This window comes from Vibrio sp. MACH09 (assembly GCF_033238805.1).
In the GTDB taxonomy this organism is placed as follows: domain Bacteria; phylum Pseudomonadota; class Gammaproteobacteria; order Enterobacterales; family Vibrionaceae; genus Vibrio.
In genome coordinates this window covers 1,833,791-1,860,100 of record NZ_BSFZ01000001.1, presented here as the reverse complement: position 1 = coordinate 1,860,100, position 26,310 = coordinate 1,833,791, and the positions used below count along the sequence as shown (strand labels likewise).

Genomic DNA, 26,310 nt, shown 5'->3' with positions numbered 1-26,310 from the left:
TCCCTTTGAGAACTTGATCATGTCTATGCTTTGTATTTTATAAGTATCAATTTTCTGTTTTAGGAAGCTTAGGTTAGTTTACAATTTCAAGTAACTGACGAGTTTAGTATCACATAGGATTAAGAGAAGTAGGGTATTATTGGTAAGAAGTTTATGAGGTTTGTTTGTATTGTCACCTGTTAATCTAAGAGGTGACATTATGATTTCTTACTGGGTGCTCTTAGTAGCTAACTCTATTTAGTTACTAGGTTAATCTTGTAACTATGCTATTACAGATCTTAAGCGAAGCCACAATCGACCATCAATAAAAGATAGCCCTAATGCTATCATTGCCATACCAATGAAATGAATAAGCTGTAGTGATTCGTCGAGAAATAGCGATCCCAGCAATATTGCAGAGACTGGAACCAAAAGGGTAACTAATAGAACATTAGTTGCTCCGGCTAACTCAAGTATTTTGAAATAGAGCGCATACGCGATGGCCGTTGACATAACGGCTAGTCCAATCATGGATATCCATGTAGAACTGCTCGCTTGGTTTAATGTAGTAACACCATCTACTGTTAATGCTATTGGCAATAATACCAACGAAGAAGCGGTTACTTGTCCCGCCGCAATAACGATTGGATTGATATTTTGACTCTTAAATTTCCGTCCATAAACACCCGCAAATGCATAGGAGAGTGTTGCTGTGACAACTGCTAATTGAGCCAACAGATTTTCACCTGTATCTAATGCGGGGAGGCCTATCATCATCACGACACCTAGAAAACCTATCGTGACGCCAATTACTTTTAGCTGTGTTGGCCGTTCGTCTGTAAGAAATATTGCCGCAACAATTACCGTAAATATCGGTGTAGCAGCATTAAGAATAGATGCGAGTCCAGACGCTATTTGAGCCTGTCCCCATACAATCAATAGGAAAGGAATAACATTATTTAACAAACCCATAGCCAAAAACATACACCACAGTTTTAAACTTCTGGGAATAGGTAAGCCAATGATCAACACAATCATCCATAGAGTAATTGCCGCAATAACAACTCGAAGGGCAACAATGGTTAGAGTAGGAAGTTCATTGACCGCAACGCCAACAAAGAAGAAAGAACCGCCCCATAATACTGACAGTAGTATGAGCATTGCCCATACTTTAGCGTTCATAGCGTTGTTAATAGGAGATGGTGTCATCTGTTTATGCCTTCATTGTTTAATATAAGGGCATGTTAGCGATTGGCTAACTTCAAAAACATCTGATTATTGCATGTTATTTAACTTACTTATATTGAGGATAAACAAGCCAAATTGGCTTAACAGGGCTTGTTAGTGATGTGAAATGCGACGAACAATTGCGCCTTCTATTGCTATCCAGAAAATACGTCTATTATTTGCACAATTTCAGGTAACAAAAGTGATTAAATGACAGGTTATATCAGTTAGACAGCGAATATTTCGTATACTCAGGAATGGCCGGGAGAGAGAGAACACATATACGTGAAGCAGCGCTTTTCAACAGGGCCAATATACGGTATTTTTCACTTATCATTCCATATCCATTTAATACACGGTAACTGTCATTGGAAAAGCATGAAGAAGTATTAGTTTCTATTCGACAAATAATCAGAGCGATTGATATCCATTCCAAGAAGCTAAGTAAAGAATCAGGGTTAACCGGACCTCAGCTTATATTGATGCGTTCAATAAAAGAACTTGGTGAAGTCACCATTAAACAACTTTCCGTTCATACTAATATGAGTCAAGCAACGGCGACGGCGATATTAGATAGATTGGAAAGAAATGGTTATGTGCAGCGTGTAAGAAGTACACAAGATAAACGCAAAGTACATGCCCATATTACGGATCTTGGAAACCAACGTCTTGCTTCCGCACCTTTGCCTCTACAAGATACTTTCGTGAAGAAATTTCAGACTCTAGATGAATGGGAACAGACATTGCTCTTGTCATCCGTTCAAAGAATCTCGACTATGATGAATGCTGAAGATATTGATGTCGCACCAGTACTGGAGTTGGGTAGCATTACCAAAATAGAGTAAGGTCATTTTTACACTATTTGATTTGTTAGGAGTTGTTCCATGCTATTAGAAACAACTCATGCTTATGGTAAATGATTGATGCTTATGGTAAATAAGCTAAGCTTATAGCAAGTATCTATTAATATAGAGTTTATTCAGGGACGAGTATGAACATTAGAACCATAAAGCTAAAAACTCAACAGTATGGAAAGTTTCTTTCTAACATGGTTCTGCCAAATATTGGTGCATTTATTATTTGGGGATTTATTGCTGCACTCTTTATTCCGACGGGGTGGGCACCAAATGAAAACATTGCTCAGTTAGTAAGACCGATGATCATTTACCTTCTGCCGATGCTTGTTGGCTACTCAGGAGGTAAGTTGGTGTGGGGCGAACGCGGTGGGATTGTCGGTGCCGCTACCACTATGGGAGCGATTGTTGGCTCTGATGTCCCAATGTTTCTAGGGGCGATGATTGTTGGCCCGTTAGGAGCGCTGGCTATAAAGCGTTTTGACATACTTATACAAGGAAAAATAAAGAGCGGTTTTGAAATGTTGGTCAATAACCTTTCCACAGGTATTGTTGGCGCGATATGTACCATAACCGCATTTATGTTAATTGGTCCTTTTATTCAGGGGCTAACTATTTTGATCATGGGAGGGGTTAACTACTTAGTTGATAGTGGCCTTTTGCCATTGACTTCCATCTTGGTTGAACCCGCTAAAGTCATGTTTTTGAATAATGCGGTTAACCACGGTATTTTTTCTCCGTTAGGTATTCAGCAGTCTATTGAACAAGGGCAATCGATATATTTTTTAATCGAAGCCAACCCGGGTCCCGGACTGGGCCTGTTACTCTCTTATTTTGTTTTTGGCAAAAATGGCGCACGACGTATTGGCGGTGGTGCAGCGGTTATCCACTTTTTTGGCGGCATACATGAAGTGTATTTCCCTTATGTATTTATGAACCCTAGATTGATCATCGCGTTGATTGCCGGTGGTATGACAGGAGTCTTTGTTTTAACGACATTTAATGCAGGCATAGTCGGACCTGCATCTCCGGGATCTATTTTCTCCGTAATGATCATGGCGCCAAAAGCTTCAATCTTAGGTGTGTTTATTGCGGTCTCATCTTCGGCATTAGTGACGTTTATTATCTCTTCACTTTTACTGAAAACTGGTGCCGATAAATAGTATTCCTTAAATGGTCTGAAATAGCAGTAAGCTGAAAAAAACTAGGGAAAATAACGGTAGGCCACAGGAAACATAACCAGTTACTAAAGTTGTTGTTTAAGCCAAAGGGTTGCCGTTTCGAGGTTATGGCGCTCTGAATCAAACACGATATAGTTTACTTCCTCATGAGCATCTCTGCTCTTGGCAATGCAAATATTTCCTTTAAAACCGGTCTGCTTTAATTTGTTAGAGAGTTTTTCTGGTGCGGTTTCAAATATTACGCTTAAAAAAGGCAAGAGTTCATTTGAAATAACGCCTTGGGAATTAAACTTTTCCAAAGCGTGGGATAAGGTATCAGTATCTGTTAATTCGATAATATCGTTTGCTTCTTTTAACTGCATAGTTTTTATCTTCGTTGTGAAAATGGAATGTCTATATTTTCTATCTAATCAAACTCGTTTTCATTTTGCGTATCTACGCAACCATTTCCGTGTCAGAGCTCTTTGTGCACAGTATAAACTCCATTCAAAATGTAATATTTCAAGTTAAGTTCATTACGCTGGTGTTTAATCGGTTATTTTTCTAGATAGACCAAAAGGAAAAGTGTTTTATCATAACTAAGGGATTAATTATAGTTTCCTCCCTAGCTAAATGACCCTCTTCAATTAACCCTTGATCGCGTTATGTCACAAAATTACATAAAATTTAACATTCAGCTGTTAATTAACTTGCAAACCATTTATCACGACATTGAGTGTGACTTGGTTAACAAAACAGCATCTGTTGATTTTTTAAATTGATTATTATGTGATGAGTGTCACTAAATATTTTTATTATGCTGTTTGATAATTGTGACGTGAGGCCATGTAAAATTATTGACAAAATCGATTTAATTAAAATGTAGTTAAATTACATTGTCAATATAAGATCTGTGTCACATTAAAAAATGGCCGACCATATTTATTGTGTGATGTAAATCACTAAAAACCCGTTCAGAGGATATTCGTATAATGCTGTGCTAATTTGAAAGTGTCTTAAGCAGTCAACGGTTTTTATCAGAAACCGGGCACACACAAATTACGAATAACACTTGAACGGGGTACTGTTATGTTATCACCAGAAGCTAAGGTCAAGGTACAAAATTTTGGCCGTTTTCTTTCAAATATGGTAATGCCAAACATCGGTGCGTTTATCGCATGGGGTTTCATTACCGCTTTATTTATTCCTACCGGTTGGTGGCCAAACGAAACATTGGCTAGCATGGTTGGCCCAATGATCACGTATCTACTACCTGTTTTGATCGGTTATACCGGTGGTAAAATGGTCGCGGGTGACCGAGGCGCGGTTGTAGGTGCAGTGACCACAATGGGTGTTATTGTTGGTACTGACATTCCAATGTTTATGGGAGCGATGATTGTTGGTCCATTAGGTGGCCTAGCTATCAAGAAATTTGATGAAGCTGTCCACGGTAAGGTAAAAAGTGGATTTGAAATGTTGGTTAACAACTTTTCTGCCGGCATCATCGGTATGCTCTGCGCAATTCTAGCGTATCTCGTTGTTGGTCCTGCAGTTAAAGTCTTATCGAATGGTCTTGCGGCTGGTGTAAATGTTCTTGTTGAATCAGGCTTGCTTCCTCTTACTTCACTGTTCGTAGAGCCTGCGAAAATCCTTTTCTTAAACAATGCTATCAACCACGGTATTTTCTCTCCTCTTGGTATTCAACAGTCTGAAGAATTAGGTAAGTCGATATTCTTCTTAATTGAAGCTAATCCAGGCCCAGGTTTAGGTCTACTACTTGCTTACATGTTTGTTGGTAAGGGAAGTGCTAAGCAATCTGCACCGGGTGCTGCGATTATCCACTTCTTAGGTGGTATTCATGAAATCTACTTCCCTTATGTGTTGATGAACCCTCGTCTAATTCTAGCGGTAATTGCTGGTGGTATGACAGGCGTATTTACATTAACTATTTTTGACGCTGGCTTAGTATCACCTGCATCTCCAGGTTCAATATTTGCTGTGTTACTGATGACACCAAAATCTTCATTTGTCGGTGTAATCGCCTCGGTTATTGCTTCAGCAGCGGTATCTTTCTTTGTTGCTTCGTTCTTGCTAAAAACGCAAAAACAGTCCGATGAAGATGGTGCGTTAGAAGCCGCAAGCAACCAAATGAACGATATGAAAGCAAGTTCTAAAGGTGTAGCGACTGCAAGTGCGTCAGTAGCAGGAGCAGGTAGCGTTAAGAAAATTATCGTAGCGTGTGATGCTGGCATGGGGTCAAGTGCGATGGGTGCGAGCCTACTGCGTAAAAAAATTGAGGCTGCCGGTCTAGATATTGATGTTACTAACCTAGCTATCAACAATCTGCCATCAGACGTCGATATTGTTGTAACGCATAAAGACCTTACTGATAGAGCAAAGAATCATGCGGCAGACGCACAACATATTTCACTGTCTAATTTCTTAGATAACGATTTATACGACAATCTTGTGGCTAAACTGGTTGAAGCTCAACAAGGTGACGCGGTAAAGCCTGAAGTATCTACAGTAAATAGTTCTGATAGTGTAGGTACGTTAAAGCTTTCTAAAGAGAACATATTTTTAGGCATGAAAGCAGAGTCTAAAGAGGACGTTATTAAGTTTGCAGGGGAGCAACTTGTTAAGCTGGGTAACGTGAAAGAACAATATATTGAAGGGATGCTTGCTCGTGAAAAGCTGGTATCAACTTACTTAGGCGAATCTATCGCTGTTCCTCATGGAACAATAGAAACCAAGCAATACGTGGTAAACACTGGAATCGTATTTTGTCAATTTCCTGAAGGTATTCAATGGGGTGAAGATGAAGACGATATTGCAAAAATGGTTATTGGTATTGCCGCTCAAGGAGATGAGCATATTCAAGTTATTACTGCAATAACGAATGCCCTTGACGATGAAGAGGCGATTGAGTCTCTGAAAACAACGACCAACCCTGAAGATGTACTTCGAATACTTAATGCGTAGTCAGTATTTGATTCAGTGTTAATAAATGTAATTAAAGGCCGGGCAATCAATACGGCCTTTATTTAAATCCTCATTTTTCTTGGAATATATATTATGAAAGCATTGCATTTTGGTGCCGGCAACATTGGCCGCGGTTTTATAGGTAAGTTACTAGCAGATGCTGGAATAGAAGTAACATTTGCGGATGTAAATGAAACTGTGGTCAATGGCTTGGCTGAACGAAAAGAGTACCCAGTAAAAGTTGTTGGCGCGGATTGCGTAACAGAATTAGTTACTGGCGTTTCCGCAGTTAATTCATTAAGCCCTAAAGTGGTTGAGTTAATAACAGAAGTGGATTTAATCACCACGGCAGTTGGACCTACAGTACTTAATGTTATTGCGAAAACTTTGGCTCAGGGTATTGAAAGCAGACTTGCGATGGGCAATACAACGCCTTTAAATATCATTGCTTGTGAAAACATGGTGAGAGGCACAAGCCAGCTAAAAGCATCGGTGTTCTCTCTATTACCTGATGAACTGGTCGCTAAGGTAGAAGAGTTGGTTGGCTTTGTAGATTCAGCCGTAGACCGCATTGTACCTCCTGCGGAAGAAGGAGAGACAGATCCGCTATCGGTTACTGTTGAAACGTTTAGCGAATGGATTGTTGACCAAACGCAATTTAAAGGTCCCATCCCTATTATAGCGGGCATGGAGTGCACAGATAACTTAATGGCGTTTGTGGAACGCAAGTTATTCACTCTAAATACAGGTCACTGCATAACGGCGTATCTAGGCGCAATTAAAGGACACAAAACCATTCGTGAAGCCATTGAAGATGGCGATGTTAGATCGGATGTTAAAAGTGCCATGCAAGAGAGTGGCGAAGTTCTTATAAGTCGCTACGGTTTTGAGCGTGATAAGCACGAAGCGTACATCGAAAAAATTCTTGGTCGCTTTGCCAATCCATACTTGGTAGACGAGGTCGATAGAGTAGGCCGCCAGCCATTAAGAAAATTATCTGCAAGTGATCGTCTCATTAAGCCTCTTTTAGGCACAATTGAATATGGAAGCGAGAATAAGGCCTTACTTAAAGGTGTTGCCGCCGCATTGCTCTATAAAAACGATGATGATCCGCAAGCTATCGAGTTACAAGACTCTATGCAAAATGAGGGTGTTGTTGCCACTATAGAAAAGTACACGGGTTTAGCGAAAAACAGCCGTGAAACATTGCAGATTGAAGTCATTTTCCAACAAATAAGTTAATAAATAACTCACCAGAAGATATAACATTTATATTCTTCTGGTGATTAACTTTATCTTAAACCCTTTCTTCTTGTACGTACGTTTAATGATGTTGATATAGTTGTTTTGACAGCGTATTTTAAAACGCGTACATTGACGCAGATTTTGTGACATGCACGATGATGTAACTCTGGTTTGAATCGGCATGTTCAGAACGTTAAGCATGATTTTTTTATTAAAATAAGATAGTTTAGCGTAATGCGCAGTGAAAACCATTTACTGCTAAATGGAGTTAGGAAAGTGTCTCAGGAAGAGACGAAATCTTCTTGAGTAAATAGATGTACATTTATGACTGACACAATTAGTGAAACTGATATCATCGAAAAATTAAATTCTTCCACTACGGTTAGAGGTTTTTTTATCGCTACTGGTGAGATTTTTAATCAATCTATCGACACTCTTATTCAACGAGTGTTTCGTAAAGATGATTTTGCTGTGCAGTCTGTTGTCGGCCCTCTTTTAGATAACTCTGGCCCACTCGGCGATCTATCTGTTAGGTTAAAATTGTTGTTTGGCTTAGGGGTGTTGCCAGACGAGATCTATCACGATATTGAAGATATTATTAGCCTAAAAAACGCACTCACTCATAGTGCGAATGAGTATGATTTTTTTGACCCCTATATTTTGCAGCCAATGAAGAAGTTGCGCTCTGCCGATCATATGGGAATTGTACAATCGGTTATTCCGCCTTCTGATGATCTCGACGCAGAATTTTATCAACTTCAGCTACAAAGGCAGAGACAAATTATTAAATCTGCGCTCTCATTGACGGTTGTACATATATGCGGTCAGCTAGACCGAGAAAGTCCGCTTTAATATATTGATGTAAACGAAAATGGCTCTGATATACAGAGCCATTTTTGTATTTGGTCATTAATTAATGGTGGGTCAATATCGGTTGTCACTGTTCATCGTATTGAGTTTAACTTCTCCCACTATCTCTTTGAATCTGGTGCTCTAATTAATAATGGTCTCTATTTGTGTTTTAAGCGTGTTGGATGATGGACCAAAGATACTCTGCACCGAGGTTCCGATGACAACGACGCCCTTTGCGCCTAGCTCTTTTAGTTGCTCTTGATCAACGCGAGAGAGATCATTTATCTTGACTCGTAATCGTGTTAAGCAGGCATCTAGTTCAGCAATATTCTCTTTCCCGCCGTAGGCTCTTAATACTTTTTCAGCGAGAATCGTGGTGGACGGGTTAGTTATCCAGTGCTGTAAACGCGATTTAATAGCATCTGATTCTTTGCCAAATATTACCTGTACGCAATCGGCTAACACGACCACGCCTTGAGCCCCCAGTTGTTTAAGTTGCTCTTGATCGACTTTGTTTGTGTTTTCTACCGATATGCGTAGACGAGTTAAGCAAGCATCAATACTGTTGATGTTTTGTGTCTCTCCCAGAGCAGCAGCAAGGCGTTGCAAAAAGGCCGTATCCAGATTATTTAAAGTATTAGACATGGTAAAGCTCCCGTCATTTTTCAAATGGTTAAATTGAAAATCATTAATTAGAAATTGATCGAATGCTAAACAGTATAGTGCATTTATCTAGTTATGGAAACGTTACCACTTAAGCTGATTTATTGTTCGGACTGATTTACTAGCTGAGATAGGAGTGATCGATGGAGAGAATAGCTGAACCTACTAAACGGTATAACTATTTGAAAAAGAAAGTCATTATATATTTAAATATGAAGATTTAATCTATGTATATTATGAGTGTATTAGACAGCTGAATATTTTAAGGGTGATAGGCAAACGTTATGTTTACAAATCGCAAATTTGCCAACATTGATCTCGTTGCGATAACAACTCTATTGGTTATCGCTCTGTTTTTTTCTAGTAGAGCTCTAGCTAATGAACATTCATCTAGTGAACATCTATCTAGTGAGGAAGTAAGCAGCTGCGGAGGGGAGTGTCATATTTTGGATTCCTATATTGAGGGAGCCAAGCACAACAGCAAATTGTTAGCGTACCGCCATCAGGAAAACTGGCAATTAACCTGTACAGATTGCCACCAACGAAGTGAAGAGACGATTGCTCACGAAAAGAGGGTGTATCAATCGGGAGAGTATCAATCACCTTTTTATCGAAGAGAGTTTAGCAATGATCTCTGCTTACAGTGCCATGATGACTACGACGGTCTAATTGAGCGTACTGGATATTTTGAAGACGAAGGAAGAATCAATCCACACAGAAATCATCGCCGCCAAACGGATTGTTCAAACTGTCATAGAGTACATAGACGATCTCGATTCAGCTGTTCTGAGTGCCACAAGTCTGATAGTTGGGGTGAGATGTTACCAGAAGGGTGGCAGATTGCGGATTGATGACTTACTGAGCTGTGAGATGCTATCTGAGAGTCCCTGGCTAAAAGTACAGGCACTCTATCGATAATAATCACTGCCTATACGTTATCGGTTACTCTTTGCTGGGTTGCCAGTCTTGTAGATACATCTGATTCTCTATCAGCATCTGATCGCAAGAGTCTTCTGGAATGATGATGTCATCCAGCTCATCGGCAGGGATGGAGTTACGTACTTCCATTGCTTCTGAATAACCTTCTTTTCTATGCTTATTATTAAGTACAAGAGATTTTAAAATAGCAAAGTCTTCTTCATCAAAACCATTTTTATACCAACAGTCGATGGCCATTCTCTCTTCAAGATAGAGAGCCATTTGGCGAGACATTTTTGTTCTGCCGCCATCTTTTGCAATTCTATCCCATATGGAGACAAGCTGAGTTAGGGTGGCTCGGTTTTTGGGATTGTTTGGATATTTGTAACCAATAAATACTTCCAAATCATCTCTGATTTGGTTGCCGTTTCTGTCTATTTCGGCAGGCTCCAAGGGCAGGGATTGGATAAAAGGCGGAAGTGACATGATGTCAGTTTTGTCGATAAGCGCTTGAATAAGCCCATCGACAGGGAAAGGTTTCCACGCCATAAAACTACCGCTGCTTGAGGCAGTAGGAGCTGCCTCTTCTTCGATGACTTCTTCAACCAATTCTGTTGGGGTGTCGGATCCTTCTATGCGCAACACGGTAGATTGTTCTGGTTGAATAATTAGCACAATCAAAATAACGGTAATAACCGCAGTTAGCCCGTAAATCACATACCTGATAATGTTCATAGTCTTTCCCGCTTAGTCAGGTGAATGGTTTAGCCAATAGCGTTGCATAATCATTATTAAAATAAACTAACTTATATAATATACTCAAATGACCTCAAGATGTAGGATTCAGAGCTTCATCAACAGGTTCAGTTTAAGAAAGATAATTGAAGGATTGGGTCCCCTTTCAAGCTTATCGTATAATCAAATAGCTGATACTTCTATTTATAGTACAATTATCGTTAAAAAACAATTCATTAAAGTCGAAAGGCAAGTGATAGTTAACGAGTAAGTCACAATTTTCCAGTTTCCTTTTTTTGCTCTTGATCTTGCTCAAGATGCTGCAATATTTTTATATGTGTTTGATTACTCTTTTCCAACGACTGGGCCGTCAGTTGTATGGTTGTGGCCATGTTGGCAACGTTTGTGGTTGCGGTAACGATAGCAGATTGCATTGGCCTGATAATAAACCAATATAAGACCACCAATAGAAGAGCAATACAGACAAGAACCACAACTAATATCACAATAATATTGAATTTAAGATCACTATAAAACAGCTGAGTCGCGTTGCTAAATCGTTGCTGAGTTTTTTCTAAGCTAGTTGGTAGGGTATCTATCAATTCCGTCGTTTGAACAGTGAAATGGTCAATATTATTAATTGCCCGATTTATCAGCTCTGATTGTTCGCTAGTGAGGTTTTGATTTTTTGCTACCTCGTCTAGCGATGTCGTCATTTGCTTTATTGAAGAATTGATTTCCAGCAATGCATTTTCAATTCCATCTGTTTCTACCTTCATTTCAAACTGCAACAATGGCTCTGTATTGTGAGTTGACGCTGGTTGAGCAATAGTAGGCAGTGAAAAAGTGATAGCAGTTAGCAAAAGTAGCAGTCGCGTCATGAAATAGCTCTCTATAATAAAATAAGTCATACCATTCTAATTGATGCTGACAGGTGTTGAACTCTGTTGTTTCTCTTGTACGTCAGTCATTAAACATTCGTTAGTCATCATAAATGGTTGCTAGTACTAATTATACGGATGTTATTGACTTAGGTTGAATGAATTAATGAGATCTAACCAAGAACTTCAATTGTTATTTTCGGTTAGTATAATAAATGAGCAGCGGAGACAAGTATGGCCACGCTAAAGAAGAACATTTGGATGTTGTTTTGGATAATCATTACGATTAGCATTATCCTGTTCTCCTATTATGGTTACTTTCTCTGGAAAAGTAATGAAGATCGCTTCAAGCAGTTTCAATACACTCAGGTTCACCTTTTCTCTGATTCGGTAGAAGCATTTTTAAAAAGCCAAGAGTCACTGTTGCAGGTTTTAGGAAACCAATTAGCTATAGATAACGCGTTACCTTCCTCTGCCATTCATTCCGCGACCCTTGATAGGGTACGTAAAACCCACCCATTCTTTGCAGGTCTTGGCTTAGCTAATATTGATGGCGATTTGGTCGTGACATCATCAAATCTGAATATCGCTAAGTTACCGAATCTGTTGCAACAAGAAGTCAGTCGTAAAAGCTTTTTGCAGGTCATACAGTCACAGAAAATGATTGCAGGAAGAACTTACCAATTAAAAGCGCTTAATGATAACTCACTTGCCATTGCCGTACGTAAAGCGATATATACGGATTCAGGAAGTGTGGCTGCGGTGATGACCGCCGGCATTAAGGTGAGTGAGTCTGTTCTGTTTAATGATAAACAGCATGTCACAGAAAATTATAACGAACTGGATATCATTCGAGACGATGGGTATTTTCAGTTCTACTCAGGCAATCTGGCTGGAAATAAAAACTATCAAACACCTCTGCAACCCTCGTTGCTGACTGGCTTGATTGAGTCAGTTTTGGAGTACAATAATATTGATCTACAAACGTTGAAGTCGGCAAAAAGCCCCTATTTTACTCGGTACAAATTTGCGGGTATCGCGAAACATATTACTCTGGAATATGACCCATATTTTAACTTTTGGGTGGTTTCAAGTACGAACTCTGACTATATTGAAGCGCAATTTCATACTCGGTTTTTCACCTCTTTTCTTGTTTCAATTATTTTTGCTCTGATGTTTTACTTTTTGGTTCGTTCTATTGCCAGAAGTGAAGAAGATAAACTTAGCCAGTTGTTATATCAGACCCGCCATGATTTTTTGACGGATTTGCCGAATCATGGCTACTTAACCTACTTATTTGAAGATAACCGAATCTCACCATGCAGTATGATATTTGTTAATATCGACCGCTTCAAAAATGTCAATGACAGCTATGGCCATGACTTTGGAGACAAAGTAATTATGGATGTCGCGCTGAGATTAAAACAGTTTTCGACTAAACCAAACACGCTTATTCGAGGCATTGGTGACGAATTTATAGTTCTATCTGATGAACTTGAAGAGGCCGCCTTACGCAAGTTATGTCAAAACATACAGACCTCTTTGTCACAACCTTATTCCATTGGCGATATAAGCTTTTTATTAACGGTCAGTATTAGTACCGCAAATTATCCAATGCATGGTACGCGATTTGATGAACTGCTACGATCTTTAGATATCGCTATGCTTCAGGCGAAAAAGAATAAAAACACCATCTATTGTTACTCACCGAAGTTGCAGGCCGAGCACCTTGCATCACTGCACTTAGAACAAAAATTGCGACAAGCCATTAAAAACAGAGAGCTTTATATGGCCTATCAACCCCAGGTGACCGGTGATGGCTCTCTGTATGGTGTTGAGGCTTTAGCAAGATGGGTGGATAAAGACGTTGGTTATGTACCGCCAGACAAATTTATATCCATTGCAGAACAGTCAGGACTGATGAGCTCTCTTGGTGATCTTATCATCGAAATGTCAGTCAAAGAGATGGCAATGATTCAGCAGCAAACGGAAGAGATCTTTCGACTTTCAATTAATATTTCCGTAAAACAGTTTTTGCAAAAAGAGTTTTCCAGCCTTCTATTTGGCGCATTAGATAAATATGGTTTTTCACCTGATCAAGTTACGGTAGAAATAACAGAGAATCTTTTTATAGAAGATATTGGCACTGTTAAGCCGGTCTGTGATGAATTAATTTCCAAAGGGGTTTTGATCTCTCTGGATGATTTTGGTACCGGTTACTCATCATTGAGTATATTGAGAAACTTACCCATTAAAGAGCTTAAAATTGACAAATCTTTTGTTGATGATATTGATGTGAATAATAAATCTCATACCATGATTCACAATATTATTAGTATTGGTAAAAACTACCGAATGAAAGTGTTAGCAGAAGGTGTTGAAACAGAGAGTCAAAAACAGATGTTAGCTGAATCAGGCTGTGATCTATTTCAAGGCTATTTGTATGCTAAACCTTTATCTGTCAAAGAGTTATTGATCTATGTAAAACCTGACAATTGATAGGCTTTACCGCCTCCTTCAACCAGTTTGGTAATTCTTACTCGCCTTATCCCACCGTTATCAGTAACATCTAGCTACGGTTCACTATTAGTATATAAACGTATGATATTAATTACAGGAGCAAGCAGCGGTTTAGGCTGTGCATTGGCGAAACAGTATGATCAAGATGGAGAACAGCTAGTTTTGTCTGGTCGAGATCAACAAAAGTTAGCGGATGTTGTTGCTAAACTAACTAACCAAGCAACCGGGATAGCGTGTGACTTAAGTTGTTCACAACAGGTAACCGAACTGTTTGATTCATTAGAAGAGACACCGAATACAATAGTTCATTGTGCGGGTAGTGGTTCTTTTGGTTCTTTGCAAACACAGCAACCGGCCGACATTGAGTCGCTAATTAGTAATAACCTTACCTCTAGCATCTATCTGTTGCAGGAAATTGTAAAACGGTATCAAGATTTGCCAGTTAATGTGGTGGTGGTTATGTCCACAGCGGCGCAAGTGGCTAAAGCTGGAGAATCAACTTATTGTGCGGTGAAATGGGCGGTAAGAGCACTGTTGGAGTCTTTACGACTCGAGTTGAAAGGTAAGCCGATAAAGCTGATTGCTGTCTACCCAGGAGGCATGGCGACAGAGTTCTGGAAAACCAGCGGCAAGCAAATGGACACTTCAAGTTTTATTTCCCCTGACGATGCAGCCAAGATGCTTAAGCAGGCGCTGGTTAGTGCAGAACACGGTTTTGTATCGGATATCACTATTAACCGAGGTTAGCGAACCTGAGAAACAGAGTCTTTATCTGATTAAGCTTGGTTAAGATTAATCAGATAACTTGTTATGAGCTATAAATCGTTTATTGAGCTCCATGGCGTGATAGAAAGAGTCCGTGGTTGCTCTTGAAAAACTGAGCTGATCCACTTTTATAAATTGACTGTCAATAAGAGAGAAGTTCTTTCTATCGGCTGGTGGAGTAGGGACTTTATTCATCGGCCCTTGTTGGTAAATATAAAAATCAGGATTTTCCATTAATACACTTTCGATGTTGAATTTGGCTATTTTGCGGTTCGATGGCGCAAAGAGCTTTCCTCCGGCATGTTCAATTATGCTTTTGATAATGCTCTGTTTACCCGCAATGATGTACGGGTTTTCCGTTACCTCATAAACAACTTTTGGCGGGACCGCTATCGGCTTAAGTTCCATTAAAAGTTGCGTTAGCTGAGCGACCAACTCATCGGCTTGCGTCTGTTTCTCAAGAATTGCACCGTATCTGTTTATCTCCGATAAAATCTCTTCAAGCGTCTCGGGATTATAAGTGAGGGTGTCTGCATCAATGACACTCGCCATCTGTTGTGAAAAAAAGCGATTGGAACTAATGATGATAAGATCAGGGTCGAGCCCTTTTATCAGTTCAACATTGGGCTTAATGTGCGAACCTATTTTTAGAGCATTAGGAAAATCAAAATTGTTTCTGGTGACCCCTACAATGCTATCTTGAGCACCAAGCTTGTTAAAAATATCACCAGCCGCAGGGGCAAGTAACACAATTCTTTGATACGCATACGCGCTAGGGTTGAAAACTAAAGCTACTAGTATTAGTAGAAACCGATACATTATATACCTCGGATAATAGAGAGCTGGTCACATCGCAACGATTGACATCGTGCAGCAACTTTCCTTGTTTAAAGAACAAAAAGCGATCGAAATATCGATGAGCTAGGTTTATGTCATGCACTGACGTAATGATGGTCTGTGGTAGTTGAGAAAGGTGATGAAATATCTCCAGTGTATGACGAATGTCCAAACTTGAGTTTGGCTCATCTAAATAGATAATTGGAGCCTGTTGATTCAATACTCGAGCAAGCATAACACGCCGTTTTTCTCCTCCGGAAAGCTCTGCATAGCTCTTATTTCTATAGTGGTAGATATCCAGTAGCTTAAGTAACTGCTCCGTTTTTTCTGCATCATCGTGATTAAATGTTCTTCCCTGCATATGGGCAAAGCGGCCTAGCTGCACCACTTCAAACACACTAAATGGAAACGAGATATCCGAAAACTGTGGCAGGATAGAAAACAGCTTAGCTCTATCAAGGTGTGATAGCTGCGCTAGCGGATCATGGTTGTAAAAAACACTTTTTGACGATGTTTCTATTAACCCTGACATCAAATTAATCAGGGTACTTTTACCACAACCATTTTCACCCATTAAAGCCACTTTCTCACCTGAAGAGATAGTGAGGTTATCCAACTGCAGGGAAAAATCTTTTCTTGAGAAGGAGAGATGATCGATTTTAATGTTAACCATTCCAGAAACTCTCCCGGCGTGTTTTTAATAAGTAGAAGAAAAATAACCCGCCTATCAAAGCAGTAATAATTCCGACCGGAAGTTCAGCACCGCCAGGGATAATTACTCTGGAGAGAGTATCGGACATCATTAATAGAAAACTGCCAAATAGGCTGGAATAGAATATGTTTAGCTTCATATCGCTACCGAACAAGCTTCTGGAAACATGAGGCACAATTAAACCAACAAAGCCGATGATACCGGAGAAACTTACCGCCACAGATACCAGCAGAGTGGAGAGTACAAATACTACCGAACGAAGGCGATGAACATTGATGCCCAGACTCTGAGCGGACTGATCATCCAGTGCTAAAATGTTCAGCTTCATCGCACTCTGTTGTAAGAAAAAATAGACAAGTGCAAAGATAGAGAGGCACAACGCCAACTTATCCCAGCTGACGATAAAAATCCCTCCCATCAACCAATAGACGATGGAATTTAAAGAGTCTTCAAAATAATACTTAGAAAAACTAATGACCGCCGAGGCGACAACATTCATGACCACTCCGGCGAGAATCATGGTGATTGGGTTTATGCTGCCATTGGTTAAAGACATACGATAAACAATCATCAATCCGCTTATACCCGTGATGAAAGCAAATACAGAAACAAAGTGAACCGGCACGCCAATGGATATGGCAAGCACCGCACCAAGTGCTGAAGAAGAGGCAGCACCGGTAGTAAAGCTGTCTGCCAATGGGTTCTTAAGTGTCAACTGATAGATGCTACCACTGAGGCCAAGCATGGCACCAATGATGGCGGCAAATAGGACTCTTGGTACTCTCAATTCTAACAGTATATTTTGCTCTAACGGCGTCATATTAAGTGGATTGATATTGTTAGGACCAATCAGCATTGATAAACCGGCTAGAACAACAAAAACGCCAATCAATAATAGCTTCATACTTCTACTCTTTGCACTATGTGGTTGGCCAGTAACATGAGTACTCCGTTGAGTGACGCTAGGATAGCTAGTGCACTTAAAGCAAAGTTACCATTGTCCAATAACGCTGCTCGTATCAGCTCAGCGCTATAGGTGAGTGGTGACAATGATGCTAATAATTGAATCACGCTTGGCATTTGATCGACAGGAAAAAAGGTGCCGGACAAAAACATCATCGGGGTGATTATGAAGGCATTCATTGTCGCTTGATCACGATGATTCTTCATTTTGAGAGCAACGATGAAGCCGATAAGCGAAAATGCGGTCAGGTGCAGAGTAATCGCGACTAAAAATTGAACGGAAAAATGTAAGCTGACACCACAAAATAAACTATAAATAGCGATAATGCCGACCGGAATTAACCCTTTAGTAATACCGTACAACACTTCACCGATAATAATCTGCCATCTCTGGTTGGGCGCCAGCATGTACTCTTCAAAAATCTTTAGATAAAAGCGGCTGATATTGATCTCTGTAGCAATGTTATAGCTTTGATTCATGCTGGACATAGCCAGTAGACCAGGCAACAAGAAGGTGAGATAGCTAACGCCGTCTACGGTGGTATCTTTACCAACTCCGTAACCAAAGGCCATCAGATATAGAAATGGCGGCACGGCTCCAGCCATGACAATTCGTATGATTTTTTTACGTAAAACGGTACATTCGCGATAATAAATGCCAATAACGCCATTAAGCATCTTTTGTTAACCTTTTTCCCGTTAATGTTAGGAAGACATCTTCCAATGTCGTTTCTCTAATGCTTACTGCTGCATCATCTATCTGTTTTACCCTTTGCAAAGCCTCTTCTCGGTTAACGAAAAACTCTTGCTGTAGACCATCGGTTTCAATATCAACCACGACATTACCTAGCTGTTGTTTTAAAGAGTGTGGGGTTCCTGTTGTGATAAGTTTGCCTTGTTCAATAAAAATAACGCGTTTAGCAAGTCGTTCAGCTTCTTCAATATAGTGAGTGGTTAAAAAGATGGTGCACTGCTGCTGTTGATTAATCTTGCTCAGAAAATGCCACATTTTCCTGCGACTATGAGGATCTAGGCCAACCGTTGGTTCATCCAAAAAGAGTATTTTAGGCTTGTGCATTAAGGCGCGAGCAATAACCAGCTTCCTTTTCATACCGCCAGACAGCTTTCCAGACAGCTTGTTAGCATGCTCAGTTAATTCTGCGAACTGTAAGCTCTCTTCTATCCGTTGCTCTAGCTCTTTTCCTTTTAAATGGTACAGGTAACCGTGAACACGAAGGTTTTCTTTTAGGGTGAGCTCTCTGTCAATGTTGTTGTGTTGAGGAACGACACCAATCAATTTTTTCAGGTTAAGTCTTTTAGGGTGGTATTTCTCACCTTGATAAAGAATCGTGCCAGTACTGGGTTCCAGCAGACCAGAGAGCATTTTAATGATGGTGGTTTTACCTGCGCCATTCGGCCCAAGAAAAGCACATATTTCCCCTCGCTGAAGCGAGAAGTTTACCTTGTTTACCGCGGTAGATTTATCAAATACTTTAGATAAATTAACCACTTCAATCAGTTTTTCGCAGCTATCTGTTTCTTTCATAGTGCCCTTGTTCTTGTCACGAGATGAGAAAGGCTGGTATTTGCCAGCCTTGAATTACACTATTTTAATGTGATGCCAGCGTCGTTAGCCGCATCTTTAAGGTGCTGCAAATAGATCTGCTGTATCTTCTCGCTGCTTCCTAAGCCAACTAAAACAGGAGTTACATCGATGCCTTGTTTGGTTAACATTACTTTCCAAGAGTCATCTTCATCTCCAGCCATGTCGTTGCTAGCATGGTCTCCAGCCACCACCATTAGTGGTTTTATCATCACTTTTTTGCTGCCGTCTTGCTTGATTTTGCTTGATAGGGCATCAAAATTTGGGTGACCCTCAACCAGTCCGACGTAAGATTTTACCTCTGGATACATCTGGTTTAGTTTGTCTTCAAGTTCGTAGTATAAGCCAGTAGAAAGGTAGTCATTACCATGTCCCATATAAACTAAAGCGGCTTTATTACGTTTTGCTAGCTCAACATCATCAGCTAACGCTTCCGCCAGTTTATCTAGGTCTTTAGAGTACTCATATTGCTTACCCCAAGTCCCCATTAATGGTCGACCAAGAGCGATTTTTTGGAATGGTTTAAACTTCTCTTTGATGGTCTGAATGGAGGCGAGAGCATCAACGTAAGCCACTAGATCCGTGTACTCTTCTCCATGTGTTAACAGAGTCGTTTGCACAACGATATTTTTATACCCTTCATTCTGAAAATCCGCCATGGTGCCCAATACATTTTTCACATGGTAGAAAGAGTCGGGCACTTCAGGGTGATCTTCTTTATATTGAGTGTCATTTTGTCTGCGATGCCACTTTTTACGAATGATATTCGACGTAAATGCAAAGCGAACAGGGGTGTTTGGATAAGCTTGTTGAATGGTATTTTGTATGGCGATTAAAGAGTCTACAGCGGTGTTGTAAGTGGTACCAAATGCTGCGATCACGATCGCTGATTTTTCGTCATTAGCTTTATTCATAGAGTCCGATGCAATTGTGGGGCTGGATAGAAGGCATAGGGCAGATACTGATAACAGCGCCATTAGCCGTTTTTTAACTATTACAAGATTCATGTTTTGTCTCCGAATTAACACATTGCTACCTTTACTACTAAGGAAAGGTAATTGCTAAATCAAAAACAGGCTTAGGGAAACAGATTAATTAAAAGAGATGACTTCTAATTTAATGGATATAGTCGAGTAACCCGCTCGCATGTTTTTTGGGTAGAACAGAGTTCTATATTTACCGAAAGGCAGGTCTCCTGGCTTATGGGTCGCTGTGCTCTAACTGTCCTTCCCGGATTAACAGTGGACATTGTCGCTAGGCACTCGCCATTTACAGTTGCGGGTACAGCCCAAGCTTCTCACTTGGTTCCCTATTAAAAAACACTTCAATTCTAATGATGCCAGATTAAATGTGTTTTACCTTAGGCTAGGCTAGTGTGCCTATTAACCGAATGCTTGTTCGTGAGATAGGTCAAGTTTATCTTAATCGATTGAAATTTGGTGTAAAAAGGTCATTTACAATAGGAAAAGTAACAGTGAAAAGGCGCCAGTTTTATCCCCTTTAAGGCTATTACTGATAAGTGAGTCATTAATTGCTATAAAAATTCGGATTAGCCATGTCATTAATAAATCTTATGTTAAGCTTAAATGTATATGCTCAAATAGTTTCAAGATGTAGGATTTAGAGCTGTACCTATAAGGGTTGATTATTGTGACGGAAGAAGTAGTAAACCATGTTTCTAAAGTAAGTTTTTATCGAGAAAATTTCCTGCTTTTTGAACCATGCGCGAATAGCGATGAGTTATGGTGTCGTTCTTGGTCGAAACAGACAGAAACTTTTCAGATATCGTTAGCAAAAAGAAACGAAATCTTATGTTTAAATCAGCTGGCAGGAAAGGGCGCTCCTAAGCTATCTAGCCAGCAAGACGCTGATGCGTCGCTGCATTTACTGCTGTCACACCCTAGGCAGTTATCTCAGATCAATTTGGCTAAGTTATCGATTCAGCAGAAGATAACCATTGCAAAGTCACTCATTTCAGCTCTTGCTGATGTTCATGCCAATAATGTATTTCATTTCTCAATTAGACCTTCGGTATTTTTATTAAGTGACGACTTCACGTCAGCAGTTATGGTGGACTTTAGTTCAGGACGGATCTGTCCCAAAGGGTCTACCGGCATTAGTGCATTCTATCCCTATAATGCCGATGCCCGATTTTTGGCACCTGAGCAAAATTACCTTTTAGATCGACCTATAGATAATCGTGTTGACCTTTATTCTCTTGGCTGTGTGTTAGTTTGGCTGTTTACGGAACAGCTTCCTTATAACGAACTACTCAACGAAGAGGAGATAGGTTACGCGCACATTAGTAAAAAATTGCATTTTGAGCATCGGCTGATAGGGCTAGATGACAGTGAGCATAAAGACAATATTATTCAACTTGTTAATGGCTTGATTAACAAGGAGCCGAGTCAGCGCTACCAAAGTGCCGCAGGGGTGCTAAAGGACATTGTAGCGACGATTGAAATGCCGTTACAAAGACTAGATGAAAAGGAGAACAGTCGCTCATTATCAGATAGGTTAATACTTCCCGATAGGCTCTATGGAAGAGAAGCGGAAATAGAGATATTACTCAGTGCGTTTGACCGTGTCACAAATGGGCGATCTGAAGCCATACTTGTTGCCGGCTATTCAGGCATTGGAAAATCGGCTTTAGTGAATGCGATTAAGAGCCCAATTATAGATTCAGATGGTTTATATCTAACGGGTAAGTTTGATCAATATCAGAGGGACATGCCTTATCGAGCTATCCAGCAGGCGTTAACTCAACTGGTTAAGCAGTTGCTCTCTATGCCAGAGGCCAGTGTCAATGATTGGCGGGACAAAATAAATACAGCCTTGTATCCCAATGGTCAGGTGGTCATCGATATCGTACCTGAATTGGCATTGTTGCTTGGGCCTCAACCTGAATTATCTCAGTTAGGATCAGAGGAGCAGCAGAATCGATTCAATCGAGTATTCTTAGATTTTATTCATGTGATTTGCAGCGCTTATCGGCCTTTAGTGTTTTTTATTGATGACTTACAGTGGGCTGATACCGCAAGTATTCAGTTAATACGGCTGTTGATTACCGATGTAAAGAGTCGCCATTGCCTCATTTTAGGTGCCTATCGTGATAATGAAGTGGATGAACGCCATCCATTTAGTCAAATGCTTCTCGGTATAGAACAGGCTGATATTGAACTGCAAAAAATAACCCTTTCTCCTTTAGCCAATAGCATTGTTACTGAGATCTGTGCGGATACTTTACAGCGGCCAGTATCGGATGTGACGCGATTGTCTGCCCTGATCTATCAAAAAACCAGAGGGAATCCGTTTTTCTTTCGCCAGTTTATACAAGAACTGTATCAACAAGATCTGCTGAGTTTTGACTATCAAGCTCAGAAATGGCGTTGGTCTACTGAGCAGATTAAGCTTCAGAATATTACCGATAATGTTGTTGATCTGATGACTGAAAAGTTAAAGCGGTTACCAAATGCAACCAAGGAAATTATTGAAAAGGCCGCATGCGTAGGTTCGTCAGTGGCGTTAGACATTGTAATTGAACTGACGGAGGGAAAATCGGTACAAGAGACGATTGCTCTGCTTCAACCCGCTTTGAACGCTGGGCTTATGACATCTTTGAGAACCAAAATCGCCTCCGGCTCTGAAACGATTAATGCGGTACGCTTTCTTCACGACCGTGTCCAGCAAGCGGCCTATTCGCAATTGAATGACAGCGATAAAAAAGCCATTCATTATCAAGTGGGCAACTTGATGCTTGATCGAATGCTGGCGAGTAGTAGCGATAAAGATGAGCACTGCTTTGAAGTGGTTTCTCACTTAAATTATGTTCATGAACTGTTAGATAGCGAGCAGAAACAGCAATTAATTTATTTAAATCTACTCGCGGCAAGGCGCTCCAAAGCATCCAATGCTTACTCTACTTCCGTTAACTTCTTTAATCAGTTGTTTAAAATGCTGGCTTTAGACAGCAAGAGCGCCGGCGAGATAGGGAACAGCGCAGCCATTGAGAAGTTAGAGTGCCTTTATCTGTCTGGTCGATATAAAGAGGCAGAAAAGTACCGGGTTGAATTAGAAAGCGTCGCGCTAAGTGATGAAGAGGATGTTCAACTGCAAGTTATATTGATTACGCAATATACACGTTACGGCGAACTGACAAGGGCGATAGAGCAGGGAATTAAAGCTCTTGATAATATAAATTGCTCAATTAGTGACGATGCGGATGCACTGCAACAGGCTATATCGGGAGCGATAAACAGTTTGGCAACAACCCCATTTGATGCCCTACTTAAAAAGCACAGTGTCGAAGATAAAAGTGTTCTACTGACGCTTGATATCTTAATGGCAATGCAACCTTGCTGTTATAACTCGGGTTCACTGCTCTTTCCTATGACAATTTTGAAGTTATTAGAACTGACGCAGCAGCACGGTAATTCTGCCTACTCTAGTTATATCTACACCATGTACGGTTTGTTGTGTACTAAGGTTTTGAAAGACTACGATACCGCTTTCGAAGCGACCCGCTGTTCGCAAGAAATCAGTAAGCAATACCCTAAAAACCCCATGGTTGAAGGGCGTTTATCCATGATGAGAAGTAACTTCATTATGCCTTGGCAACTACCATTACAAAAGAGTGGAGAATTAAGGGAGACAGCGTTTCAGCAATGCTTTGAGCAAGGCGATTATTACTGGGGTGTGCACGCCTATATATTTGGCTTTTACGCTGATCTTATTTGTGCTCCTTCTCTAGATATGATGGTGACTCGAGTAGAAAAAGTGATTGATATCTGTAAAGAAATCAAACAGCCCGCTCAAGTTTTTTTAAGTACGCTACAGCGGAACTTCTTACAGATTTTAGAAGGGAAACTAGACAACACCAAAAACCTAAGTCATGAAAGCGGATTTGAAGACAAAGCGATCAGTTTCTACCAACAAACCAATTATATGTGTGGTAAGTACGATAGGTTGCTGGGACGTCTGCTGCAGGGTTACCTATTTGCTAATTATCAACAAACACTTGCGGTTACCTTAGCGGAGGAGTTAGGGCCAGATGATCTTGATGAAGGGATTTTCCATGAAGCGGTTTATACTCAATTTAATATCCTGAGTATTCTGGCGCTGAAACAATCTAACCCTAGTGCTGTCACGCCTCATTATGAAAGCTGGTTGCAGCAGGCTTGGCAAAAATACAAACAATGGTATCAGCTCAATCCAGATAACTTCTCTGCAGGTTATTACCTAATTAGTGCGGAGTTCTATGCGACGCATGGTGACGAGTTAAATGCGTTTAACGCCTATGAGAAATCGATATCCGCATCGGCAAATGCTGGCTTTGCACTATATCAAGCGATTGCGAACGAAAGAGCAGGGCTATTCAGAAAAAAAATTGAGCAAGAGGCTATAGGGAATGCCTATTTAGAGCAAGCCAAACTGCTCTATAACAAATGGGGTGCCTATTCTAAAAGTATTGAAATAGATAGAGTATTTATCACCGGAGATTACAAGCCCGCCACCAGTTCCGTTCAGTACCTCGACTGGCAATCGGTGATATCGGCTTGCCAAGATATTTCACAGCCCTTGTTATTGTTAGACTTAATTAATCGGATATTGATTAAGACAGCCTCCATGACAGGTGCGCAACATGTCTGCTTTTATCAGATAGAGGAGGGGGCTTGGCAGCAAAAAGCATCATGCCATCATGGAAAGATTGACAAAACGGTTGCGCCGGAATCAGCCGTGCCTGAATCGATTCTGTTTTATACCTTAAACAGTCGTAAGATACTGGTGATAAAAGATGCGCAAAACGATCATCAACATGTCCGTGATCGCTATGTTGTTGATAAAGGGGTTCGGTCCGTGCTCTCTTTACCTCTGTTTGTCCACAGCAACTTAATTGGTGTTTTATATTTAGAGCATACAGAAACGGTAAATCTGTTTACTGCTCAACGTGTGCAAATCATGGAACTATTGGCCGGCCAGTTTGCGATTAGTTATCAAAATTCACAGTATTTTAAACAACTGTCAAAGCAGAATGAAGAACTGGAAGAAGCGGTCGAGCAGCGCACCTCTGAGCTGAATCAGAAGAACAAACATTTAGAAATTATTCTTCAAACCTTGCCTGTTCCCTTTGGTATTACCACGGTTGAAGGACGCTTAGTCCAAGGAAATGAACATTTACTTGAGTGTTTAGAGCTCAGTGAAGCGCAATCAAAACAGGTGAATGCTAGTCAGTTTTATGTTGACCAAGACGATAGAAAACGTCTGTTTTCTCAGCTTGATATTGATGGCGGAGTGACCGATTTTGAATGTGAAATGAAGACATACCATGGTAAGCCCTTCTGGGCGACCTTGTCCGTCACTAAAATCGAGTTGGATTTTGGTGTTGGGCTGTTTGTCACAATCAGTGATATATCCGATAGAAAAGAGAAAGAGAAACGATTAAAGCATCAAGCTTTTACCGATCCTTTAACCGGAGCGCAGAACAGGCGTGCCTTTAAACGAAATGCCAATAATCTTCGCATAGTTGAAGCGAATACTTCGCTGTCAGTTGCAATGCTCGATCTTGATAATTTTAAAGGGTTAAATGACACTTTTGGTCATACCGCTGGTGACATAGTACTGCGACAATTTACTGAGTATGTACAATCTCATTTGCGTGACAAGGATATATTAGGGCGTCTTGGAGGAGAAGAATTTGGTCTAGTTTTAAGCCATATTCAGCCAAAAGAGGCGGTTAAGGTTGTTCAGCGTATTGTCGAATTGGTTGAAAAAATGACGGTTTTGGCTGAACAACATCAAATTCAATTTACCGTTAGTATTGGTCTTACACGCTGGAAGAGAAGTGAATCACTGCAAGAGTCACTTAATCGTGCAGACAGTTTGTTGTATCAAGCGAAGCAGCAAGGACGAAATCAGGTACAAACTGATATTAAGTAGTCGAGTTACCGGTTTAAAACGGTAATGCGAAATAAATGCGTAATACCCTTTAAAGAGAAAAGCCATTTAAAGAGAAAGGCCATTTAAACAGAAAAGCTATTTATATCTCCATACCCTGAGTGGAGATTAAATAGCTTTTTTAGCAGGAGTGAAAGATTTTCCTTTATATGAAATTGAGCTCTCATTGTATTTGTATGACTAGCTGTTCACTCATTTATTCCTCTGTAAATATCCCCATTTCTATCAAAAAACTGTTAAATCTCCATTAACAATTTCTGCCGACTGAAAATATTTATCTTTTTGTTTTTATTGAATTAATTTTGGTTTCTTGATGTATGTCAAAAACCGGTTTTCGCTCGCTTAAAAAATAATTGTGATCAGCGTTGAAGCTTTGCATTTAACAATGCTTATTCCTTATACAAACAATGGTTATTGAGTGTATATTAGTAATAGGTAATTAAGTGATTGATGAATTAGA

At 40.2% G+C, this 26,310-nt stretch carries 19 protein-coding genes, 1 pseudogene and 1 riboswitch; of the genes and pseudogenes, 9 read left to right on the top strand and 11 right to left on the bottom strand.

Annotated elements, in window-relative coordinates; genetic code table 11:
* Nucleotides 1-261: 261 nt before the first annotated feature.
* Nucleotides 262-1,188, bottom strand: coding sequence for a DMT family transporter (locus CHJ_RS08230; RefSeq protein WP_317917423.1), 927 nt, complete (start codon nucleotides 1,186-1,188; stop codon nucleotides 262-264).
* A gap of 386 nt (nucleotides 1,189-1,574) precedes the next feature.
* Between CHJ_RS08230 and CHJ_RS08225 the strand changes: the two genes are divergently transcribed.
* Both CHJ_RS08225 and mtlA read left to right on the top strand, forming a co-directional pair.
* Complete coding sequence (locus tag CHJ_RS08225) at nucleotides 1,575-2,051, top strand: MarR family winged helix-turn-helix transcriptional regulator (protein WP_171754444.1); 477 nt, start codon at nucleotides 1,575-1,577, stop codon at nucleotides 2,049-2,051.
* 146 nt (nucleotides 2,052-2,197) lie between these two features.
* A pseudogene (gene mtlA, locus CHJ_RS08220) lies at nucleotides 2,198-3,208 on the top strand (mannitol-specific PTS transporter subunit IIC); the annotation flags it as partial.
* 98 nt (nucleotides 3,209-3,306) lie between these two features.
* Here mtlA and CHJ_RS08215 read toward each other — a convergent pair.
* Nucleotides 3,307-3,603, bottom strand: a complete 297-nt coding sequence (locus CHJ_RS08215) for a hypothetical protein (RefSeq protein WP_317917422.1) — start codon at nucleotides 3,601-3,603, stop codon at nucleotides 3,307-3,309.
* A 706-nt stretch (nucleotides 3,604-4,309) separates the two neighbouring features.
* On the opposite strand from CHJ_RS08215, the gene CHJ_RS08210 reads away from it, so the two are divergent.
* The 3 genes from CHJ_RS08210 to CHJ_RS08200 all read left to right on the top strand — a co-directional run bounded on the left by CHJ_RS08210 (nucleotide 4,310) and on the right by CHJ_RS08200 (nucleotide 8,299).
* Entirely contained in the window at nucleotides 4,310-6,202 is a 1,893-nt protein-coding gene (locus CHJ_RS08210; RefSeq protein ID WP_317917421.1) for a PTS mannitol transporter subunit IICBA, read from the top strand.
* Between the two features lie 93 nt (nucleotides 6,203-6,295).
* Complete coding sequence (locus CHJ_RS08205; protein WP_317917420.1) at nucleotides 6,296-7,444, top strand: mannitol-1-phosphate 5-dehydrogenase; 1,149 nt, start codon at nucleotides 6,296-6,298, stop codon at nucleotides 7,442-7,444.
* Between the two features lie 327 nt (nucleotides 7,445-7,771).
* Entirely contained in the window at nucleotides 7,772-8,299 is a 528-nt protein-coding gene (locus CHJ_RS08200; RefSeq protein ID WP_171754449.1) for an MltR family transcriptional regulator, read from the top strand.
* Between the two features lie 141 nt (nucleotides 8,300-8,440).
* Here the strand turns inward: CHJ_RS08200 and CHJ_RS08195 are convergent, their stop codons facing one another.
* Complete coding sequence (locus CHJ_RS08195; RefSeq protein WP_317917419.1) at nucleotides 8,441-8,944, bottom strand: glucose PTS transporter subunit EIIB; 504 nt, start codon at nucleotides 8,942-8,944, stop codon at nucleotides 8,441-8,443.
* Nucleotides 8,945-9,246: 302 nt separating this feature from the next.
* On the opposite strand from CHJ_RS08195, the gene CHJ_RS08190 reads away from it, so the two are divergent.
* Complete coding sequence (locus tag CHJ_RS08190; protein ID WP_317917418.1) at nucleotides 9,247-9,813, top strand: cytochrome c3 family protein; 567 nt, start codon at nucleotides 9,247-9,249, stop codon at nucleotides 9,811-9,813.
* 91 nt (nucleotides 9,814-9,904) lie between these two features.
* On the opposite strand, the gene CHJ_RS08185 is transcribed toward CHJ_RS08190, so the two are convergent.
* Both CHJ_RS08185 and CHJ_RS08180 read right to left on the bottom strand, forming a co-directional pair.
* Nucleotides 9,905-10,615 carry a hypothetical protein gene (locus CHJ_RS08185; RefSeq protein WP_317917417.1) on the bottom strand — a complete coding sequence of 237 codons (711 nt, stop codon included), beginning with the start codon at nucleotides 10,613-10,615 and terminating at the stop codon, nucleotides 9,905-9,907.
* Between the two features lie 272 nt (nucleotides 10,616-10,887).
* Nucleotides 10,888-11,496, bottom strand: coding sequence for a hypothetical protein (locus CHJ_RS08180; RefSeq protein ID WP_171754453.1), 609 nt, complete (start codon nucleotides 11,494-11,496; stop codon nucleotides 10,888-10,890).
* A 234-nt stretch (nucleotides 11,497-11,730) separates the two neighbouring features.
* On the opposite strand from CHJ_RS08180, the gene CHJ_RS08175 reads away from it, so the two are divergent.
* Both CHJ_RS08175 and CHJ_RS08170 read left to right on the top strand, forming a co-directional pair.
* Nucleotides 11,731-13,995 (top strand): EAL domain-containing protein, encoded by a 2,265-nt coding sequence (locus CHJ_RS08175; protein ID WP_317917416.1) that lies wholly within the window; start codon nucleotides 11,731-11,733, stop codon nucleotides 13,993-13,995.
* A gap of 102 nt (nucleotides 13,996-14,097) precedes the next feature.
* Nucleotides 14,098-14,763, top strand: a complete 666-nt coding sequence (locus CHJ_RS08170; RefSeq protein WP_171754455.1) for an SDR family NAD(P)-dependent oxidoreductase — start codon at nucleotides 14,098-14,100, stop codon at nucleotides 14,761-14,763.
* A 45-nt stretch (nucleotides 14,764-14,808) separates the two neighbouring features.
* On the opposite strand, the gene CHJ_RS08165 is transcribed toward CHJ_RS08170, so the two are convergent.
* Genes CHJ_RS08165 through CHJ_RS08140 form a run of 6 tightly spaced genes read right to left on the bottom strand, consistent with a single transcriptional unit; the run spans nucleotide 14,809 to nucleotide 19,903 of the window.
* Complete coding sequence (locus tag CHJ_RS08165) at nucleotides 14,809-15,600, bottom strand: ABC transporter substrate-binding protein (RefSeq protein ID WP_317917415.1); 792 nt, start codon at nucleotides 15,598-15,600, stop codon at nucleotides 14,809-14,811.
* Nucleotides 15,554-16,291 carry an ABC transporter ATP-binding protein gene (locus CHJ_RS08160; RefSeq protein ID WP_317917414.1) on the bottom strand — a complete coding sequence of 246 codons (738 nt, stop codon included), beginning with the start codon at nucleotides 16,289-16,291 and terminating at the stop codon, nucleotides 15,554-15,556. Before CHJ_RS08160 ends, CHJ_RS08165 begins: the two co-directional genes overlap by 47 nt.
* On the bottom strand, nucleotides 16,284-17,234 hold the full coding sequence (locus CHJ_RS08155) for a FecCD family ABC transporter permease (protein WP_317917413.1): 951 nt from the start codon (nucleotides 17,232-17,234) through the stop codon (nucleotides 16,284-16,286). Before CHJ_RS08155 ends, CHJ_RS08160 begins: the two co-directional genes overlap by 8 nt.
* Nucleotides 17,231-17,971, bottom strand: a complete 741-nt coding sequence (locus CHJ_RS08150; RefSeq protein ID WP_171754459.1) for an ABC transporter permease — start codon at nucleotides 17,969-17,971, stop codon at nucleotides 17,231-17,233. Before CHJ_RS08150 ends, CHJ_RS08155 begins: the two co-directional genes overlap by 4 nt.
* The gene (locus CHJ_RS08145) at nucleotides 17,964-18,839 is read right to left on the bottom strand and encodes an ABC transporter ATP-binding protein (protein WP_317917412.1); all 876 of its coding nucleotides are present in this window, start codon (nucleotides 18,837-18,839) and stop codon (nucleotides 17,964-17,966) included. The genes CHJ_RS08150 and CHJ_RS08145 overlap by 8 nt, the downstream gene beginning before the upstream one ends.
* Before the next feature lie 59 nt (nucleotides 18,840-18,898).
* On the bottom strand, nucleotides 18,899-19,903 hold the full coding sequence (locus tag CHJ_RS08140; protein WP_317917411.1) for a sirohydrochlorin cobaltochelatase: 1,005 nt from the start codon (nucleotides 19,901-19,903) through the stop codon (nucleotides 18,899-18,901).
* 160 nt (nucleotides 19,904-20,063) lie between these two features.
* Nucleotides 20,064-20,255, bottom strand: a riboswitch (cobalamin riboswitch).
* Between the two features lie 291 nt (nucleotides 20,256-20,546).
* Here CHJ_RS08140 and CHJ_RS08135 point away from each other — a divergent pair.
* The gene (locus CHJ_RS08135) at nucleotides 20,547-25,832 is read left to right on the top strand and encodes a diguanylate cyclase (protein WP_317917410.1); all 5,286 of its coding nucleotides are present in this window, start codon (nucleotides 20,547-20,549) and stop codon (nucleotides 25,830-25,832) included.
* Nucleotides 25,833-26,310: the final 478 nt, after the last annotated feature.

What these genes read in the sequence shown, in the direction of transcription:
- CHJ_RS08230 (WP_317917423.1), bottom strand. Translation starts at nt 1,188, where the DNA reads ATGACACCATCTCCTATTAACAACGCTATGAACGCTAAAGTATGGGCA.
- CHJ_RS08215 (WP_317917422.1), bottom strand. Translation starts at nt 3,603, where the DNA reads ATGCAGTTAAAAGAAGCAAACGATATTATCGAATTAACAGATACTGAT.
- CHJ_RS08210 (WP_317917421.1), top strand. Translation starts at nt 4,310, where the DNA reads ATGTTATCACCAGAAGCTAAGGTCAAGGTACAAAATTTTGGCCGTTTT.
- CHJ_RS08205 (WP_317917420.1), top strand. Translation starts at nt 6,296, where the DNA reads ATGAAAGCATTGCATTTTGGTGCCGGCAACATTGGCCGCGGTTTTATA.
- CHJ_RS08200 (WP_171754449.1), top strand. Translation starts at nt 7,772, where the DNA reads ATGACTGACACAATTAGTGAAACTGATATCATCGAAAAATTAAATTCT.
- CHJ_RS08195 (WP_317917419.1), bottom strand. Translation starts at nt 8,944, where the DNA reads ATGTCTAATACTTTAAATAATCTGGATACGGCCTTTTTGCAACGCCTT.
- CHJ_RS08190 (WP_317917418.1), top strand. Translation starts at nt 9,247, where the DNA reads ATGTTTACAAATCGCAAATTTGCCAACATTGATCTCGTTGCGATAACA.
- CHJ_RS08185 (WP_317917417.1), bottom strand. Translation starts at nt 10,615, where the DNA reads ATGAACATTATCAGGTATGTGATTTACGGGCTAACTGCGGTTATTACC.
- CHJ_RS08180 (WP_171754453.1), bottom strand. Translation starts at nt 11,496, where the DNA reads ATGACGCGACTGCTACTTTTGCTAACTGCTATCACTTTTTCACTGCCT.
- CHJ_RS08175 (WP_317917416.1), top strand. Translation starts at nt 11,731, where the DNA reads ATGGCCACGCTAAAGAAGAACATTTGGATGTTGTTTTGGATAATCATT.
- CHJ_RS08170 (WP_171754455.1), top strand. Translation starts at nt 14,098, where the DNA reads ATGATATTAATTACAGGAGCAAGCAGCGGTTTAGGCTGTGCATTGGCG.
- CHJ_RS08165 (WP_317917415.1), bottom strand. Translation starts at nt 15,600, where the DNA reads ATGTATCGGTTTCTACTAATACTAGTAGCTTTAGTTTTCAACCCTAGC.
- CHJ_RS08160 (WP_317917414.1), bottom strand. Translation starts at nt 16,291, where the DNA reads ATGGTTAACATTAAAATCGATCATCTCTCCTTCTCAAGAAAAGATTTT.
- CHJ_RS08155 (WP_317917413.1), bottom strand. Translation starts at nt 17,234, where the DNA reads ATGAAGCTATTATTGATTGGCGTTTTTGTTGTTCTAGCCGGTTTATCA.
- CHJ_RS08150 (WP_171754459.1), bottom strand. Translation starts at nt 17,971, where the DNA reads ATGCTTAATGGCGTTATTGGCATTTATTATCGCGAATGTACCGTTTTA.
- CHJ_RS08145 (WP_317917412.1), bottom strand. Translation starts at nt 18,839, where the DNA reads ATGAAAGAAACAGATAGCTGCGAAAAACTGATTGAAGTGGTTAATTTA.
- CHJ_RS08140 (WP_317917411.1), bottom strand. Translation starts at nt 19,903, where the DNA reads ATGAATCTTGTAATAGTTAAAAAACGGCTAATGGCGCTGTTATCAGTA.